This is a genomic window from Acinetobacter nosocomialis NIPH 2119, assembly GCF_000368085.1.
Lineage (GTDB): Bacteria > Pseudomonadota > Gammaproteobacteria > Pseudomonadales > Moraxellaceae > Acinetobacter > Acinetobacter nosocomialis.
Genome location: NZ_KB849239.1, coordinates 3,376,786 through 3,394,903, shown reverse-complemented (window position 1 = coordinate 3,394,903; position 18,118 = coordinate 3,376,786). Strand labels below are relative to the sequence as shown.

13 protein-coding genes are annotated in these 18,118 nt (G+C 39.7%); 5 read left to right on the top strand and 8 right to left on the bottom strand.

The window, feature by feature from the left end:
* The first annotated feature begins 31 nt into the window (after nucleotides 1-31).
* Entirely contained in the window at nucleotides 32-370 is a 339-nt protein-coding gene (locus F984_RS19680) for a zinc-ribbon domain-containing protein (protein WP_002051673.1), read from the top strand.
* Between the two features lie 19 nt (nucleotides 371-389).
* On the opposite strand, the gene F984_RS19675 is transcribed toward F984_RS19680, so the two are convergent.
* The 5 genes from F984_RS19675 to F984_RS19655 form a co-directional block, all read right to left on the bottom strand.
* Nucleotides 390-1,346, bottom strand: a complete 957-nt coding sequence (locus F984_RS19675) for a cation diffusion facilitator family transporter (protein ID WP_002051646.1) — start codon at nucleotides 1,344-1,346, stop codon at nucleotides 390-392.
* Between the two features lie 131 nt (nucleotides 1,347-1,477).
* Complete coding sequence (locus F984_RS19670; RefSeq protein ID WP_004711629.1) at nucleotides 1,478-4,636, bottom strand: efflux RND transporter permease subunit; 3,159 nt, start codon at nucleotides 4,634-4,636, stop codon at nucleotides 1,478-1,480.
* The gene (locus tag F984_RS19665; RefSeq protein ID WP_004711627.1) at nucleotides 4,626-5,834 is read right to left on the bottom strand and encodes an efflux RND transporter periplasmic adaptor subunit; all 1,209 of its coding nucleotides are present in this window, start codon (nucleotides 5,832-5,834) and stop codon (nucleotides 4,626-4,628) included. Before F984_RS19665 ends, F984_RS19670 begins: the two co-directional genes overlap by 11 nt.
* Nucleotides 5,834-7,243 (bottom strand): TolC family protein, encoded by a 1,410-nt coding sequence (locus F984_RS19660; RefSeq protein WP_004711625.1) that lies wholly within the window; start codon nucleotides 7,241-7,243, stop codon nucleotides 5,834-5,836. Before F984_RS19660 ends, F984_RS19665 begins: the two co-directional genes overlap by 1 nt.
* Before the next feature lie 57 nt (nucleotides 7,244-7,300).
* Nucleotides 7,301-7,696 carry a cation efflux protein, CzcI-like gene (locus F984_RS19655; protein ID WP_025469369.1) on the bottom strand — a complete coding sequence of 132 codons (396 nt, stop codon included), beginning with the start codon at nucleotides 7,694-7,696 and terminating at the stop codon, nucleotides 7,301-7,303.
* 153 nt (nucleotides 7,697-7,849) lie between these two features.
* Here F984_RS19655 and F984_RS19650 point away from each other — a divergent pair, with 153 nt between their 5' ends.
* Together F984_RS19650 and F984_RS19645 are read left to right on the top strand one after the other, a co-directional pair.
* Complete coding sequence (locus F984_RS19650) at nucleotides 7,850-8,542, top strand: YidX family protein (protein WP_004711622.1); 693 nt, start codon at nucleotides 7,850-7,852, stop codon at nucleotides 8,540-8,542.
* Nucleotides 8,543-8,871: 329 nt separating this feature from the next.
* On the top strand, nucleotides 8,872-9,252 hold the full coding sequence (locus F984_RS19645; RefSeq protein ID WP_004711619.1) for a tetratricopeptide repeat protein: 381 nt from the start codon (nucleotides 8,872-8,874) through the stop codon (nucleotides 9,250-9,252).
* A 42-nt stretch (nucleotides 9,253-9,294) separates the two neighbouring features.
* On the opposite strand, the gene ettA is transcribed toward F984_RS19645, so the two are convergent.
* Both ettA and F984_RS19635 read right to left on the bottom strand, forming a co-directional pair.
* Complete coding sequence (gene ettA, locus F984_RS19640) at nucleotides 9,295-10,956, bottom strand: energy-dependent translational throttle protein EttA (RefSeq protein ID WP_002052196.1); 1,662 nt, start codon at nucleotides 10,954-10,956, stop codon at nucleotides 9,295-9,297.
* Nucleotides 10,957-11,176: 220 nt separating this feature from the next.
* Nucleotides 11,177-12,898 carry a thiamine pyrophosphate-dependent enzyme gene (locus F984_RS19635; protein ID WP_004711617.1) on the bottom strand — a complete coding sequence of 574 codons (1,722 nt, stop codon included), beginning with the start codon at nucleotides 12,896-12,898 and terminating at the stop codon, nucleotides 11,177-11,179.
* Between the two features lie 254 nt (nucleotides 12,899-13,152).
* Here F984_RS19635 and F984_RS19630 point away from each other — a divergent pair, with 254 nt between their 5' ends.
* Together F984_RS19630 and F984_RS19625 are read left to right on the top strand one after the other, a co-directional pair.
* Nucleotides 13,153-14,436: an O-acetylhomoserine aminocarboxypropyltransferase/cysteine synthase family protein gene (locus F984_RS19630; RefSeq protein ID WP_031944830.1), complete on the top strand. Its 1,284-nt coding sequence runs from the start codon at nucleotides 13,153-13,155 to the stop codon at nucleotides 14,434-14,436.
* A gap of 273 nt (nucleotides 14,437-14,709) precedes the next feature.
* Nucleotides 14,710-15,600 (top strand): SDR family NAD(P)-dependent oxidoreductase, encoded by an 891-nt coding sequence (locus F984_RS19625; RefSeq protein WP_004711613.1) that lies wholly within the window; start codon nucleotides 14,710-14,712, stop codon nucleotides 15,598-15,600.
* Between the two features lie 68 nt (nucleotides 15,601-15,668).
* On the opposite strand, the gene F984_RS19620 is transcribed toward F984_RS19625, so the two are convergent.
* Nucleotides 15,669-17,858, bottom strand: a complete 2,190-nt coding sequence (locus tag F984_RS19620) for a bifunctional SulP family inorganic anion transporter/carbonic anhydrase (protein ID WP_004711611.1) — start codon at nucleotides 17,856-17,858, stop codon at nucleotides 15,669-15,671.
* Nucleotides 17,859-18,118 lie beyond the last annotated feature (260 nt).

Here is an 18,118-nt window from a genome sequence, read left to right as displayed (position 1 = left end):
AGAATAGATTCAAATTTAATGTGGAGCTGTCATGCAATATCGTTGCCCTCAATGTCAAAGTGTTAAAATTATGCCAGTAAGCCAAGGTGTTAACAGTGCCAAACCTGTTGTGCCTAAGAGCTTAGTGATTTTAGTTCCTGCCATTTTTGTACTATTACTCTTGGTTGTAATTAGTATTTTTATGTGGATTTTTGGCAATGGTGCAGGCACTTCTCTACAAATTGCAACGGTCGTTGTTTTTGTTGTGACTCTAGGGGCGGGTTTTATGTTCTGGCGTGATTTGCCGGACTTTAAATTGTCTATGCAAGCATTTATGCAGTCACAAAAACATTGGAAATGTCGTGACTGCAATCACGAATGGGAAATTTAAAAAAAGTATTCACATCAGCTTAGTGCTGATGTGAATGTTCTTTATCAGTCTCATCATGTTCATGTGAAGCATGTTGAGCGATATGCTGACAATTGATCTCGGCATCATCTTCAATTTGCAATGTCACTTCGCCAATACCATGCTCATGAGAAAGCATTTCAACAGCATCTTGATAGAGCTTAGTACGGTCAGCTTCAGGCGCAAATAAGTGCACAGTTAAATGAATGTTTTTAGAAGTAATCGCCCATACCTTGAGTTGGTGAATACTTTCAACACCATTTAAAGACAATAAATCTGCACGTAACTTTTCGATATCGACTTCTTCAGGTACGCCTTCGAGCAAAATATTAATACTTTGTTTCAGTAAAACCCAAGTTCTTGGTAATACCCAAAAACCAATCAATACCGCAATAATCGTATCGACCCAGTACCAGTTGGTGAAGTAAATCACAACTGCACCAATAATAACGCCAACCGAGCCTAGTGCATCACTCAACACCTCTAAATAAGCACCTTTCACGTTTAAGCTGTTATTGGCACTCGACATGAGGATTTTCATTGAGATAAGGTTAATCACTAAACCAATAGTTGCCACAATGAGCATGCCCACACTTTGAATTTCAGGCGGCTTAGAGAAGCGGATATAAGCTTCATATAAAATATAAATTGCCACTACGAAAAGCATGAGCGCATTAAATAATGCAGCCAAAATTTCAAAGCGCTGATAACCAAAAGTACGTTTATTATCGGCTGGACGCTTCGCAATCTGAATTGCAATCAGAGCAATTGCCAGAGCAGCGGCATCGGTAAACATATGCGCAGCGTCGGAGAGTAAGGCCAAACTTTGTGTAATTAATCCAGCAACGACCTCAACAATTAAAAATGTTGAAGTTAGTGCTAAAGCAATCATTAATTTCTTAGCATTACCTTCAGTCACTACAGCATGACTATGATCATGACCATGTTGTCCACCCATTTTGCGGACTCCTTATTATTTATCTTTATGGTGAGGTAAAGATAACGATGGAAACATCACTACCTTTACTTCTTTCAAACACTTTTTTGAATTGACGCTGTCATCAAAAAAGATATCTCAAAACGATGACATTATGAATGCTCAGCGCTTTTCGCTTTGCTTTCATTCATCCATCGATAAATGACCGGTAATAAAACCAAAGTTAATATCGTAGATGAAATAATGCCACCGATTACGACCGTTGCCAAAGGTCGTTGCACTTCGGCTCCAGTTCCTGTTGCCAAAGCCATCGGAATAAAGCCAAGTGAAGCAACAAATGCTGTCATTAATACTGGACGTAATCGTAATACCGCTCCTTTCCAGGTTGCCGCATGAACATCTAAAGTTGTTCTCAGCTCTTTAATAAACGTGAGCATGACCAAACCATTTAATACTGCAACACCCGATAAAGCGATAAAACCGACCCCAGCGGACATAGAAAGTGGTATATCTCTCAGCCATAAAGCCACTAATCCACCAGATAAAGCGAAAGGAACTCCACTAAATACCAGTAAGCTGTCTTTAAAATTACTGAATACAGCCATGAGCAACACAAAGATCATGATGAGCGCCATCGGCACGACGATTTGCATTCTTGCTGTAGCAGAAGCAAGATTTTCAAACTGTCCTCCATAGCCTAACCAGTAACCGCTAGGTAGCTTTTGCTGTGCCAGTTTGCTTTGCACCTCTTGTACAAAAGACCCAAGATCACGGTCACGCACATTTGCTGTCACAATGACGCGGCGCTTACCATTTTCACGACTTACTTGAGCAAGGCCTAGAATATTCTCAACCTTAGCGACATCTTGTAACTGAATCAGACCACCATTTGGTAAGCGAATCGGTAACTGAGCTAACTGCTGAGGCGTACGCATGTTTTCCTGCAAACGAATCACAAAATCGAAACGTCTATCACCCTGTAAAATTTGCCCTACACTCTGCCCACCAATACTGGCAGCCACAATATCTTGAATAGATTTGACTGATAAACCGTATTGGGCCGCCAATGCATGATCAACATCTACATTCAGTAATGGCAAACCGTCAGTCTGTTCAACTTTGACTTCACTGGCACCCGGAATGCTACGTAGCTGTTGAGCTATTTTTTCCGCTTCCTGATTGAGAACCTGCATATCGTCCCCAAAAATTTTCACCCCAATATCACTACGTACACCTGAAATAAGCTCATTAAAACGTAGTTCAATCGGTTGTGAAAATTCACTGTTATTACCAGGAATCTGGTTCACGAACTGCAGCATTCTGGCACGCAGTTCATCTATCGTTTCTTTAGGGTTTGTCCATTGATCGTGTGGTTTTAATAAAACAATACCATCGGAAATATTAGGAGGCATGACATCTGTAGCAACCTCGGCTGTTCCTGTTCTTGCAAAAATGGCTTTAATTTCGGGAAAAGCTTTCAATAACTGCTTTTCCACATTCTCCTGAATCTTAAGCGACTCTTCTATGCCAGTGCTCGGTGCACGCATGAGTTGCAGTGCAAAATCACCTTCACTTAACTGAGGTGCGAACTCACTACCCACTCGTGTTGCAATTGCACTTGTCAAAATCAAGATGCTGACCGCTGCTGTGACAACAACATATCGGAAGGCATAAGCCTTATCGAGTAAGCCTGCATAACCTTTTTTCAAGGTCATCATCCAGCGGCTTTCTTTTTCCTTCACCTCACCCGTAACAAACAAAGCAACAGCTGCCGGCACAAAGGTCACAGATAAAATAATTGCTCCCAATAACGCTAAAACGACGGTCATTGCCATAGGATGGAACATTTTTGCTTCTACGCCTGCTAAAGCAAAAATTGGTAAGTACACGACCATAATGATGATCTGACCAAATATTAATGGACGTCGTGCTTGTTTAGCGGCTAGAAAGACCTCTGTAAAGCGTTCTGAACGTGTTAGTAAGCGACCTTTTAAATGCTGCGCTTCAGCTAAACGCCGAATACAGTTTTCAACAATAACAACTGCTCCATCGACAATGATCCCGAAGTCTAAAGCTCCCAAACTCATCAGGTTGGCACTGATTTTTTGTTCTGCCATGCCCGTTAAGGTAAAAAGCATTGCCAATGGAATAATACAAGCAGTAATTAAAGCGGCACGAAAGTTTCCTAAAAAGATGAACAGGATAACGATGACTAAAATCGCTCCTTCAATCAAATTTTTAGCTACTGTTTTAATTGCTTTATCTACGAGGCTACTACGATCATAGACTGTTTCAATCACCACACCCTGAGGGAGTGATCTTTGGATTTCCTGAACTTTTTGATCAATCGCTTTGGCAATGGTTTTACTGTTTTCCCCCATCATCATCATGGCGATACCTAAAACAGTTTCCTGTCCATTATAGGTAGCACCACCAGTACGCAAATCATGACCAATCGATACTGAGGCCACATCAGCAACCCGTATAGGCAAACCGTTTTTCGTGGCGACCGTAACGTTCTGGATATCTTGTATCGACGTCAGCATACCCGGAACACGAACTGTGAGTTGCTGACCATTCTCTTCAATAAATCCGGCACCGCGGTTTTCATTGTTATTTTGAAGCGCATCTTGTAAATCGGTGAGAGGAATCTGCAACTGTTGTAACCGCGTTAGATCTGGTGAAACCACATAAGTTTTGTTGTATCCACCAATGCTATTAACCTCGGCTACCCCTTGTACACGTTGTAACTGGGGCCGAATAATCCAGTCTTGAATTTCACGCAGATCCATTGCGCTATAGGCTGAACCATCTGCTTTTTTAGCATTAGGTTCCGCTTTTACCACCCATTGATAAATCTCACCAAGTCCAGTTGAAATTGGAGACATTTGTGGATCAATACTATCGGGTAAAGCACTCTTAGCTTCTTGTAAACGTTGATTAATTAACTGTCTTGCCCAGTAAATGTCAGTACCATCCTTAAAGATAATCGTGACCTGAGAAAGACCATATCTGGAAATTGAACGAGTCTGTTCCAGATTTGGAATGCCGGACATGGCATTTTCAATCGGATAAGTAATCCTTTGCTCAACTTCCGGTGCTGTAAAACCATTAGCCTGACTATTGATTTGTACCTGTACGTTGGTGATATCTGGCACGGCATCAATTGAAAGTTTCTGGTAGCTATAAATTCCGACACCAATCCAAGCAATGACAAACATCATGACCCAAATGGCGTTATTAATTGAAAACTGAATGATCCGATCAAACAAACCTTCAGCCGCTGGCAAATCAGGTTTATTAATGTCCATGCTCAGCCTCCCCTTTTTCAAGTTCGGACTTGAGCAAGAAACTACCTTGAGTCACATATTGCTGCTTTTCAGTAATTCCGGATTTAACTTCGACCCATTGTGCATCTGAAGAATAATTGCCTAACTCTACAGCAACAGGAGCAAAATGAATTTTGTCCTTCTCCTGTTTTGCAACAAAGACCACATTCTTTCCATCAATCTGTTGTACCGCTGCCTTGTTAATTCGTAATACAGTCGCTGCATTATTTTGTTTGAGTAATACATTGACCATTAAATTAGGGCGTAATTCTTTTGAAGGTGTCAGCACCTTGGCACGAACCTGTAAACGACCAGTTTGACTATCCGCTTCTGACGTTAAACTTTGTACCTGTGCTTTAAAAATATTGTTCGTTTGCAGCGATTTAAATTCAATTTCCTGATTAGGCTGAATATTGGTATTTGTACTTGGCAATACAAACTCAACCCATAGCTGATCTAGGCGATCAATAACAAATAACTGTTTTTCAGGGCCAATTTGCTCACCAATAACAATATCTTTACTGCTGATTACACCGCTTAAAGGTGCAGTTAAAACATATCGACCTTTACTTGAGCGAGTCGCTCCCAAGGCACTTAAACGGCTATTTGCAGCTTGTACCTGAATTTGCGCTTGACGATAAGCATTGTAAGCACGCTGATAATCTTGACGTGCTGAAACACCTTGCTCCCACAATTGCTTTTCACGCTGATAATCTTGCTGAGCTAATGTTAGCGCTTCTTGCGCCATGCTTAAGTTAGCTTGTTGATCGACCAAATCTGGTACAAATAAAGTCGCAAGCACCTGTCCCTTTTCAACTTGTTGTCCCAGCGCAACATTTACACTATCCACTCGGGCAGAAAATGTTGAAGAGACATGTGCTTGCTGGTCTGTATTTACAACAAGTTTGGCAGGGTATGAGAGATTCTGCTCAACTTCTCCGCTCCCTACTTGCTCTAACTTCACACCATATTCAACCAGTTGCTTGGAAGTGAGATTTAAACTTCCTTCCTCTTTTTCAGTCTCTCCATGACCCGCTTCACCTTCTGCATGCCCTTCTTCACTTTTTTCAGTAGTGGACTGCTTTTTCCCTGAGAAAAATAACCAAGCACTTAAAGCAAGACAAGCAATCAGCAGCGAAAGAGCAATAATCCATTGGTTTTTCATTTTTTTAACTGACATTACTCTGCCCCTCCAACTGTTGGCAACTTATAGGTGTCTTGCCATAAATTTTGATTAATTTGATTTAATGCATCTCCGGACATCACCATATTTGGATCAATCCCGAGAGCTAAACTTTCAGCCTCAATAGCTTTTTGCCAAGCAGATTTAAGGAGTTGAACTTTCTTCAATCGTTGTTCTTGTAATTGCAGGGTAGATTGCTGAACATCAGTAATTGCAAATTTACCGACTTTGAAGCCAAGCAACATTTTCTCCTGTACCGTCTCTGATAAAGGAATCTGTTGCTCATTCATCAAGTTGTATTGCTGCTTTAAACCAGCCAACTCGTACTGTAGAGTACGAATAGAATCTAGGCTTTGCTTTTTATAAAAACTTTGCTGTTGGGCAATTAAATCAAGTTTGCTTTGGGCAATTTTCAGGGCATATTGCTGGCGATTAAAAATGTTTAAGGGAACCGCAATACCTACTCGAATCTGATTTTCGGTACTGCTCGTTTCTGCGGTTTTGCTACGAACCACGCCCATATTTACGGTAGGTGTTGGACGATTTTTTGCTTTTAAATAATTAATTTCAGAATTTTGTTGGATGGCTTGAAGTCGCATGGACTGTTCTAACAAATTCTGTTTTAAGTATTGATCGATGTCACCTTCATTTTTTAAAGGCCACGCACTTTTTATATCTGGACGTAAGGTGAAGTTATTTTCAGTTTCACCCCATAAGTTCGCCAATTTTCTTTTGGCACTACTTAGTGATAATTCAACTTCCTGATATAAACGTTGGTTTTCAACATGCGTCATTAAAGTCCGGTCTAAATCAACCTGAGCAATACTACCGGCCTGAAAGCGTAAACGAGTAGCATCTAAAAGGTTCTTACTCGTTTTTAATTGTGCTTTGGCGACTTCATGTTCAAGCTCCAAAATCGAAACTTGTGACCATAAATATTTGACAGCAAGCTTTAGCTGAGCATCATATAAAACCTGATTTAACTCAACTTGATTTTGCTGGACACTTGCCAGTTTTTTTGCTGCGGAACGTACACCAAAAACATCTAGTTTTTGCGATATACCAAGTTCTAGTTCCTGATCTTTTCCAGATTTAAAACCCGTTTGCTGTACAGAAACCGTCGGATTTTCCCATAACTGGCTCTGTCTGATATTGCTCTCTGCGATATCTTGTTGAGCTTGCCAAATTCCTGTTTGTGTCTGAAATTGCTTAACCTGCTCTAGTACTTGCTCAAACGTTAAAACATTCTGTACACGTTGCGGTTGAGTATTTTCAGCAAGGTTTTGATTTGAATTAGCCGCAGTTGTTACAACACTAGTTGAAAGCGCAACTGCAACAACTAATGATTTAAGTATCCAAGATGAGCTCAGACTAACGAAACGTTTTTCGTATATAAAAATAGACATAAAGTAACCCTATGAAATAAATAATATTTCTGGTGGGTTATTTTTCGGCTACCCCACCTATAGCAGGGTTAAAACAGGAGGCGGGTCTTGTTTAGAGATATGAGGAGACTTATAAGAATTAGACCAATAATATTGTTGTTTTGGCTCAGATGACTGTATTAACGGTGAAACAATTTTTTCTTGTGCTTCTACAATCACAACATGAAAACATGAAGGTAAATGGTCATGATGATCGGACAAGCTTAGGGGAGATTTATGCGTAATCCCTTCAACCTCAGTCTTTTCAGTATGGTTATGCTGTGAAGATTCATAACTCAAAGCAGCATGATGTCCAAAATGATGTAATGCTTTTTCCTGATTTTCATGGGCGCAAAATACCGCTGCCACATTCCATAAACTTTGGAATATAAGCAAACAGAATAAGACGGACATGAAAAGTGCAGAACGTGGCAACAGCACACCATTAAACTAAAAAGTTGAACAAAGCCACTATAGCAGGCTCCCGCCATGTAATAAAATTACAAAACATTGAATTATAGGTTCACTTTTTTACTCAGAAATTTTCCAAATTTTTCTGCATAAAAGAATTTTTTTAGAGCAATATGTATGTATAAAACTTTAACTACTTTCATATTAGTAACTTGCCTCGGTTTATGCGGTTGTGCAACTACAATGTTGTCCAATACCCTTCCTAGCGAAACCACCGAAGTTAAGACAAATATTTTAAAAACTGATCAGATTATTGCACTCGGGCAAGCCGTTAAAGATGACCAAAAACAAGGTATTGTCTTTGTTGGTCAAGACTATAATTACTTAATGACTGATGGTAGTTCTGAATTTTTAAAGATTATTAAAACTATACCTGCTAATGACAGAACACTTAATATCCCTTCCCCTCTTATACTCACTATGGAAGATGCCAATCATTTCAATGGCGTAATCCAAGTTCGCTATAACACCCAATTAGGAAATCTCAACGAAAAACAAAAAGATATGTTAAAAAAATTGGGGTTTAGAGAAAATTTTAATGCAGTACTTGAGCAACAAAAAAATCAGTACCCATATATTAATATTTTTTTCAAAGGACAACTGTATGAAGCTAAAAATCCAAAAGATATACAGCAAAAATTAGAAAAACCATATGCCGTTGAACTACAAGAAAAAATTGAAACAACAACGAAACACCCGTTTAAAAGCGCTACTCGCAAAGTACTCTATCCATTAGCGATGACTTTTGATGTGGTAACTATTTATCCGTTATTAATTTGGTCTGATTTAAGAGGCGATTTTAATAAATAAAAACTTTTTACTTAAATACAAAACCAGCTTTAAAGCTGGTTTTGTTTAAAAAAATTTCTTTTGTTTGATATTGATATCTCTTATTGAATTCTTCGCATTTCAAAAAAATTATGTTCTAGTTTTAAATTTACTCAAGAGAGTCTTTGTTTACCTATAAATTTCGCTAAGCGTAAAAACATCTGTAACTTTTATGTAAGCTAAAACCTCATCATTTTTCATCCAAATGCGCTATATCACATTTACAAAATAAAACATAAGATTTCAATATAAGGGACTAGCTTAAAAGTGTGAGTCAATTCAATCAGATTGAGGAACAAGGGGAGACTATCATGGATATGAAAACAATCAAGCATGGGCTTAATCACTTGTTTGCCTTTGAAAACTTACCAGCCGATATGCATTCACAAGCTGAGGATGAAATTGAACAAGGCTTACGCTTTGAAGAGTTAGCCGTACAAGATCATGAACGTATGCAAAATTGGCTAGATATTACCCCAAACGACCGCAATGCGATGTGGTGTTACCTCCGTGCAGCTTTAAGAGGTAATGCTGACGCTTCTTTTAAACTTGGTATTGGCTATTTAAATGGTCAATTTGGTTTAGATAAAAACTACACTGAAGCTGAAAAGTGGTTAAACAAAGCAGCAAGTCAAGGTCATCCCGACGCTGAACGTTGCTTACAAGAAGCTTTCAGTAAACTTGCCTTCTAATAAAAAACCAGCCCTTAGGCTGGTTTTTCAATTTAGGTGTAATTAGCCACCAATTTTTTTGTATTTCTTACGATGTGGTTGAGCATCATCACCAAGCTTAGCACGGCGATATGCTTCAAACTCGGTATAGTTACCTGTATAGAACTCTGGTTGCTCATCTTCAAATGACAAGATGTGAGTTGCAATACGGTCAAGGAACCAACGGTCATGCGATACAACCATTACCGTACCAGGGAACACTAAAATTGCATCTTCCAGTGCACGTAAAGTTTCTACGTCCAAGTCGTTTGATGGCTCATCCAGCAAGATAACGTTTGCACCTTGCTGTAAGATTTTTGCAAGTTGTAAACGGTTACGCTCACCACCTGACAATTCACCTACTCGTTTTTGCTGATCTTGGCCTTTAAAGTTAAAGCGACCAATATAAGCACGTGATGCAATTTCATAATCGCCCACTTTCAAGATATCTAAACCGCCAGAAACTTCTTCCCAAACTGTTTTGTTATCATCTAAAGTGTCACGAATCTGACCAACATAAGCAACTTTAACCGAATCACCCAGTGTTACAGTACCAGTGTCAGGTTTTTGCTCGCCTGTCATCATGCGGAATAAAGTCGTTTTACCCGCACCGTTAGGACCTACAATACCGACAATCGCTGCTGGTGGTACCGTAAATGATAAATTTTCGTAAAGTAAACGGTCACCAAATGATTTGCTGATGTTCTCTACTTCAACAACCTTGTTACCTAAACGTGGACCAGGTGGAATATAGATTTCAGAGGTCTCGTTACGTTGTTGGAATTCACGTGAGTTAAGTTCTTCAAAACGCTCCATACGCGCTTTGTTTTTCTTTTGCTGACCTTTCGCATTTTGACGAACCCATTCAAGTTCTTTTTTCAATGCTTTAGCAAAAGATTCTTCTTGTTTCTGCTCTTGTTCTAAACGAGCATTTTTTTGCTCCAACCAAGAAGTATAGTTACCTTGGTAAGGAATACCATGCCCACGGTCAAGCTCTAAGATCCACTCTGCAACGTTATCAAGGAAATAACGGTCATGCGTAATCGCAACAATTGTACCAGGGAAGTCTTTTAAGAAACGCTCTAACCACGATACAGACTCTGCATCCAAATGGTTCGTCGGTTCGTCAAGAAGTAACATATCTGGTTTAGAGAGCAATAAACGACAAAGTGCTACACGGCGGCGTTCACCACCTGAAAGCTTACTTACGTCTGCATCCCATGCTGGAAGATTCAAGGCATCTGCCGCGATTTCAAGCTGGTTATTTAAGTTGTGTGCATCCCAAGCATGGATAATTGATTCTAATTTTTCCTGCTCTTTTGCAAGTGCATCAAAATCTGCATCTGGGTCTGCATATTCTGCAAATACCTGATCAAGACGTTCTAAAGCATCTAGAGCTTCACGTACGCCATCTTCAACGTTACCACGAACGTCTTTAGTTGGATCAAGCGGCGGTTCTTGCTCTAAATAGCCGATTTTAATTCCAGGTTGTGCACGAGCTTCACCAGAGAAATCTTTATCTACGCCAGCCATAATACGAAGCAAGGTAGATTTACCCGCACCGTTCAAACCGAGCACACCAATTTTGGCACCCGGGAAAAATGATAAAGAGATGTCTTTTAAGATTTCGCGCTTTGGCGGAACCATCTTAGACACTCGGTTCATCGTATAAATATATTGGGCCACGCAGGACTCCTCAATTGAAAAACCAACAGATCGCAATGAGCGAAAAATAGTAGCTATTATATGCTGAACGCAGCAAAAAAATAAGGCGTGATTAAGTTTAATCGTTTTTTATAACTGATAAATGACGTCAAAATTGTTTCCTGATATAAAAAATGCATGATCTTGAATCATGCATTTTTCGCTTATTACAGTGCTTGAAGATGAGTTCTTCTACATAGATTTATTTAATAAAATTATTGACTAACAAATTTTTAACATCATCTACCCGACCCGAAATTAACGCTTTAATCGCATAGAGAGAGGTTGAAGAAACCTGATTCAGGTTAGGATCTGGCGGCATTACCAGCTCCATCGGATTGGTATGCACATCGAGTAAAGCAGGACCATCGTGTTTTAAAAAACTTTCCACTGCCTGTTCTAACCCGTTACCATGCGTTATCGTTTGTCCATGCAAACCAATTACGCGAGCAAGCTGACCGAAATCAGGATTGAGCAGGTCAGTATAATGGTCGAGCAAACCTTCCACTTTTTGTTCAAGCTCTACAAAATTGAGCGAACTATTATTAAATACCACAATCTTGATTGGCAGTTTTTCTTGAATTGTGGTGAGCAGATCTCCAAGTAACATGGCTAAGCCACCATCTCCACATAATGCAATGATCTGGCGGTTCGGGAATGCTTTTTGGGCTCCAAGTGCCTGCGGCATGGCATTGGCCATAGTGCCATGTAACAAACTGGTAAAGGTTCGACGTTTTCCATTTACATCAATATGCCTTAATACCCATACCATCGGTGAGCCACCATCTCCGAAGAAAATTGCATCTTGATCTGCATAACGGTTGAGTAAAGACACCAGATATTGTGGATGAATCAGCCCATCTTTACCTACCCGCTCTTCTTTACGTCGTATTTCATCGCTCTCATGTTTCAACGCAAGACAATGATCTAGAAAATCACGCTCATGACGTGTTTCAAGCAGTGGCAATAATGCATCGAGTGTAGATGAAATTTTACCCACGGTACCTAATGTAATCGGATGGCGACGCCCCAAATGGGTCGGATCAATATCAATTTGCAAGATTTTGGCATGGCTTGGATAATACTGTGCCCATGCAAAATCGGTACCTAGCAAAATCAGCAAATCGCAATCCATGAGGGTGTGATAACCCGCTTTATTACCAAAAATACCCGTCATGCCCATATTGTATGGATTGTCGTATTCGACAAAATCCTTAGCACGTGAAGTATGTGCTACAGGAGCTTTTAACTTCTCTGCAAAAGCCACGAGTTGGTCATGCGCATCCTCACACCCAGCACCTGCATAAATTCCAATTCTTTGATGCTGTGAAATCAACTGAACAATCTGGTTGAGTTCGGACTTATTCGGCAAAATATCGGGATTTGTTTGGCGCGGTACAAAGGGTAGACCCGCCTCAGCCGACGCTGCACTGATATTGGCAGGAACAATAACCACCGCGACACCACGTTTGGTCAGCGCAGCCTGACACGCCATGCTCATAATATGTCTGGCTTGTGAAGGTTGGGTAATCTCTTCACAAAAAACCGAATTTTTTGCATAAACCGATTTAAAATCGACATATTGTGGAAAGTCGACAAATCCTGCCATCTCGGTAGAAATCTGGCTTGCAATCAAAATTACAGGCGCACGATTACGATGCGATTCATACAAACCATTAATGAAGTGTAGGCTTCCTGGCCCACACGATCCTGCACATGCCGTCAAGTGACCACTGAGTAAAGCATCTGTACCGGCTGCAAAACCACCAACCTCTTCGTGGCGTACATGAATCCATTCAATTTTACTCTTAGACATGGAGTCAGTGACATGGTTTAAGGTGTCACCCACAATACCGTAGCAACGTTGAACACCTGCTTGTTCCAGCACCTTAATGATAATATCAGATACTTTTTGAGTACTCATTAGTTCACTTCTCCAGCTTTTTTATCATGAATTGAATTACTTGTGCTTTTATAGTGTTCTTGCGGACGGCAGACCGCCAGTAAGTTTTTGTGGCGTTCTCTCAACTTCATGTAAATTTAATTGAGTGATTCGAAAAAAATAAAATAAGCTCTTTTATACTTAAAAATGCTGAACTTTACATAAAAATATCTAAATCATGAATAAAGAGTATGCTAAAAAATCTGGATTATTCTTTAACCACTTCGATGATAACAATGTCAAATACATACCGAGACGAAACCTTAGCCATTCACGCAGGCTACACACCTGAAGCAACAACAAAAGCAGTAGCTGTTCCAATTTATCAAACAACTTCATATGCATTTGATAATACCCAACACGGTGCAGACCTTTTCGACTTAAAAGTTCAAGGCAATATTTATACCCGTATTATGAACCCGACCACTGCTGTGCTTGAGCAACGCCTTGCTGCTCTCGAAGGTGGCATTGATGCTCTAGCTTTAGCATCCGGAATGGCAGCAATTACATATGCCATTCAAACCATTACTGAGACGGGAGACAATATTGCTTCAGTCTCAACTTTATATGGCGGTACATACAACTTATTTGCCCATACGCTGCCAAAACAGGGAATCGAAGTTCGCTTTTTCGATTATCAAAAACCCGAAAGCTTACGTAACTTAATAGACGATAAAACTAAGCTTGTTTTTGTCGAGTCAATTGGTAACCCGCTCGGCAATATCATCGATTTAGAAGCAATTTCAAAAATCGCCCATGAATATGGTGTACCTGTCGTTGTCGATAACACGGTTGCCACCCCTGCTTTATTAAAACCATTTCAATATGGAGCTGATATCGTTATCCATTCGCTTACTAAATATATTGGTGGTCATGGTAATAGTATTGGCGGTGCAATCGTCGATAGCGGTAAATTTCCTTGGGGTAAATATCCAGAACGTTTTAAAGTTTTGAATACACCCGACCCAAGCTATCATGGTGTGAACTATGTCGAAGCATTAGGTGAGGCAGCTTATATTGCACGAGCTCGCGTTGTGCCATTACGCAATACAGGCGCAGCTATTAGCCCGCTCAGTGTTTTCTTAATTTTACAGGGTCTCGAAACTCTAAACTTACGCATTGAACGTCATACTGAAAATGCTCAGAAAATTGCGGAATATTTGCAAAACCATCCGAAAGTAAAATGGGTCAATTACGCAGGTCTAAAAGATCATCCACAACATCAACTTGCACAAAAATATGTAAAAGGCAAACCTTCTGCAATTTTATCTTTTGGCGTTCAGGATGGCCGTGAAGGCGGTACTCGTTTTATTGATGCACTAAAGTTATTTACCCGTCTTGTGAACATTGGCGATGCGAAAAGTTTAGCTTGCCACCCCGCAACCACAACTCACCGCCAGCTCAATGAACAAGAACTAAAAGCTGCCGGCGTAAGTGAAGATATGGTTCGCCTATCTATTGGTATTGAGCATGTAGATGACCTAATTGCCGATTTAGAACAAGCACTTTCATCTGTATAAATTTTAAACTCATCTATCAAGCCTCTGGAATATAGAGGCTTTTTTATTTTTAAGTCATTTAACCATTGAAAATAATTAATGGATTAGGGTAATAATTTAGAGTTTTTACTCTAAATAAATTGTTAAATTTCATATATTTACACACTAGACAATTTTTAAACATCTATTAAGATAGGGCAATATTTAGGAGTTCATCAGGATGAACCAACGGTTGTAAAAATAAAAATTACATACCGGAATAAATAGCCCCTGCCCCTACTTAGGTAAAATGCTGTGAATAAAAAATTAGAAGCTCTGTTCCAGGAAAAGGTACAAGGTAAAGTCATTTTAGTGACAGGCGCCTCAAGTGGAATCGGTTTAACGATTTCCAATAAACTTGCTGACGCTGGTGCGCATGTTTTACTGGTTGCCCGTACTCAAGAAACATTAGAAGAAGTCAAAGCAGATATTGAAAGCCGTGGCGGTCAGGCATCAATTTTCCCATGTGATCTGAACGACATGGAAATGATTGATCAGGTTTCTAAAGAGATTCTAGCTTCTGTTGATCATATTGATATTTTAATTAATAACGCTGGTCGTTCTATCCGTCGTGCTGTTCATGAGTCTTATGACCGTTTCCACGACTTTGAGCGTACCATGCAATTAAATTACTTTGGCGCTGTGCGTTTGGTTCTTAATATTTTACCGCACATGATTCAACGTAAAGACGGACAAATTATTAATATTAGTTCAATCGGCGTATTAGCCAATGCAACACGCTTCTCGGCTTATGTCGCTTCTAAAGCTGCACTTGATGCATTTAGCCGTTGTCTATCTGCCGAAGTTCATGCACATAAAATTGCAATCACCTCAATTTATATGCCTTTAGTGCGTACTCCAATGATTGCGCCAACTAAAATTTATAAATATGTACCGACTCTTTCACCTGAACAAGCAGCGGACTTAATTGCTTATGCGATTGTGAAACGTCCGAAACGTATTGCCACAAACTTAGGCCGTTTAGCTTCTATGACGTATTCGGTAGCACCTGGCATCAACAACATGTTTATGTCGATTGGTTTCCGTCTATTCCCAAGTTCAGATGCAGCAAAAGGTAAAAAGACTGAGAAACTAAATTGGGCACAAAAAGCTTATGCACGTCTTTTCCCTGGTGAGCATTGGTAATCCGCCATATTAAGGTTATTTAAAAATAAAAAAGCGCCTCTCATTAGGCGCTTTTTTATTAATCCTCTTTAAGCATCTAAAAACTCAACATGCCCTGTTTTAACATCATAAATCGCACCAATAATTGCAATCTCCCCACGATCTAGCAGGTCTTTCAGTACTGTGCTGTTATTAATAATATATTGAATATTGTAGTGAACATTCATTGCTGTCACCTGATTAATAAAAGCTTTGTTTAACTCACGTGGCTGCATAATGTCATATACACTTTCTACCGAACGCATGAGTGGGCCAAGCACATATTGAATATGCGGCATCTCTTTGACATCAGAAACTTGCTTTTGCTGTAAACGTAGCTGACATGCACTGGTCACTGCACCACAGTCAGTATGGCCTAAAACTAAAATGACTTTTGAACCTTTTGCCTGACAAGCAAACTCAAGTGAGCCAAGTACTTTTTGACCTGCAATATTACCGGCAATCCTTAAACTAAATAGATCACCAATACCTACATCAAAAATCATTTCAGTTGGAGCCCGAGAGTCCATACATCCCAACACGGCAGCAATTGGGTGCTGACCTTCATCTGCGGTGACACGAATTTGACGGTAAATATCACGTTGTAAACGTTCATTTTTTACAAAGCGTTCATTACCTTCTTTAAGTAGAGTAACGACCTGCTGCGGACTTAATTTGCGCTGTAGATCTCTCGTACTAATGTAAATATCCAAAACTGCATCATCCACCTCTTCATAGTGCTGCTTAAATCCAATAAGCTTAAGATCGACTTGGCGTTTAACTGCCGTCTCATTTTGATAGTCTTGAATGACCTGATAGATATCGGGATCAATCGAATCGCATTGAGTGGCATCAATAATCAACTGCTGATCTTTATGAACATGTTCCAATGCAGAAATGAGCGCTGAACGATTCAGAAAAGTGACCTGTGATGGAAGCTCAATACGCGTCACAATTCCATGTAAATGCTTTTCTTTATATACGCGAACTCCTTTATTAAAGTTGCCATACAAAATAAATGCACTACTGGTAAATAGACCTACCAAAATTCCGGTTAACAAGTCTGTCAGTAAAATTGCAACGAGAGTGATAATGAAAGGTAAAAACTGTTTCCAGCCTTTTTGATAAAGCTGTTTAAATAACTTTGGATGAGTCAGTTTAAAACCAGTCACAATTAAAATCGCTGCGAGTGCAGACAATGGAATCATGTTCATGAGTTGAACAAAGAATAAAACAGCTAGCAGCAATAATATGCCGTGAATAATCGTTGAATATTTACTCCGCGCACCTGTATTGGCATTTACAGAACTACGGACAATGACTGAAGTCACTGGCATTCCGCCAATTAAACCTGAAACAATATTCCCCGCACCTTGTGCCCACAGTTCACGGTTAGGTGGAGATGAACGCTTTTGAGGGTCAAGTTTGTCTGCAGCTTCTAAGTTTAGTAATGTCTCTAAAGACGCCACGATCGCGAGTGTAATTGCTCCAGTATAAATTAATGGTTCAGCCAGATAGCTAAAGTCTGGAAAAACCAATACCTCTTCTGGTGCTTGTAATATATTTGGTAGTTGAATCAAATTATTGGTTTGGACTGCCCAAGATGAGCCAATATTCATTAAGAAGAAATTTAAAACTGCAGCAATGACTACAGCAATTAAAGCTGAAGGTAGTGCTAATTTTTTAAGTGGGCTGCTGTCCCAAGCTAAAATTAAAAATAAGCTCAGCAGTCCAATCAACGCCGCGCCAGTGTCAAACTTTTGGATAACCGTATCTGGTGTAGCAGTCCAAACGTCTTTCCATGAAAAATCAGTCAACCCAAATAAATACGGTAGCTGCGTCACAATAAGAATGGCACCAATGGCAGCCAGTAATCCTAAAATGACATTGTTTGGAATAAAGTTGGCAAAGAAACCCAACTTAAATACACCAAACAGAATTTGTAAAATTCCTGCAAATACAATACACAATAAAAAGGCGGCATAATTGCCGCCTAATTGATCGAGTTGTACAAGGATGACCGCAGTCAACCCTGCTGCTGGGCCAGAGACACTGATGTGAGAACCACTCAGCAGGCCAACAATAATTCCACCAACAATCCCGGCAATAATACCAGAAATGATTGGAGCGCCTGAGGCTAAGGCAATACCCAAACATAAGGGTAAGGCCACGAGAAATACGACCACTCCCGAAAGGAGATCGTTTAAATGAAATCTATTTTTCAGTTCTAAAGCCGGCATAAAAATAACCATTTATAATATAAAAAAACAATCAATTTTTAATGTAACTGCCTGAAAGTGAGGAACTTACTTCAAGGCTCTATCGATATTGTCTGACATCGGGAAAGGGTTAAAGTTGAGTTATGCTATAACGTTGTATAGTTGATTGTAGATTTCACACCGTTTTTGTTGATCTTAAGATTCACCTCATCTTTACCACTGTGATTTCTAAAAAATCGAATTTCACAATCTCTTAAGCAAACTTTAAAAATAATAAAAAA

Bases quoted from the DNA above. Each gene is read 5' to 3' on its own strand.
- F984_RS19645 (WP_004711619.1), top strand. From the start codon at position 8,872: ATGGATATGAAAACAATCAAGCATGGGCTTAATCACTTGTTTGCCTTT.
- F984_RS19680 (WP_002051673.1), top strand. From the start codon at position 32: ATGCAATATCGTTGCCCTCAATGTCAAAGTGTTAAAATTATGCCAGTA.
- F984_RS19675 (WP_002051646.1), bottom strand. From the start codon at position 1,346: ATGGGTGGACAACATGGTCATGATCATAGTCATGCTGTAGTGACTGAA.
- F984_RS19635 (WP_004711617.1), bottom strand. From the start codon at position 12,898: ATGAGTACTCAAAAAGTATCTGATATTATCATTAAGGTGCTGGAACAA.
- F984_RS19620 (WP_004711611.1), bottom strand. From the start codon at position 17,858: ATGCCGGCTTTAGAACTGAAAAATAGATTTCATTTAAACGATCTCCTT.
- F984_RS19665 (WP_004711627.1), bottom strand. From the start codon at position 5,834: ATGTCAGTTAAAAAAATGAAAAACCAATGGATTATTGCTCTTTCGCTG.
- F984_RS19650 (WP_004711622.1), top strand. From the start codon at position 7,850: ATGTATAAAACTTTAACTACTTTCATATTAGTAACTTGCCTCGGTTTA.
- F984_RS19670 (WP_004711629.1), bottom strand. From the start codon at position 4,636: ATGGACATTAATAAACCTGATTTGCCAGCGGCTGAAGGTTTGTTTGAT.
- F984_RS19630 (WP_031944830.1), top strand. From the start codon at position 13,153: ATGTCAAATACATACCGAGACGAAACCTTAGCCATTCACGCAGGCTAC.
- F984_RS19660 (WP_004711625.1), bottom strand. From the start codon at position 7,243: ATGTCTATTTTTATATACGAAAAACGTTTCGTTAGTCTGAGCTCATCT.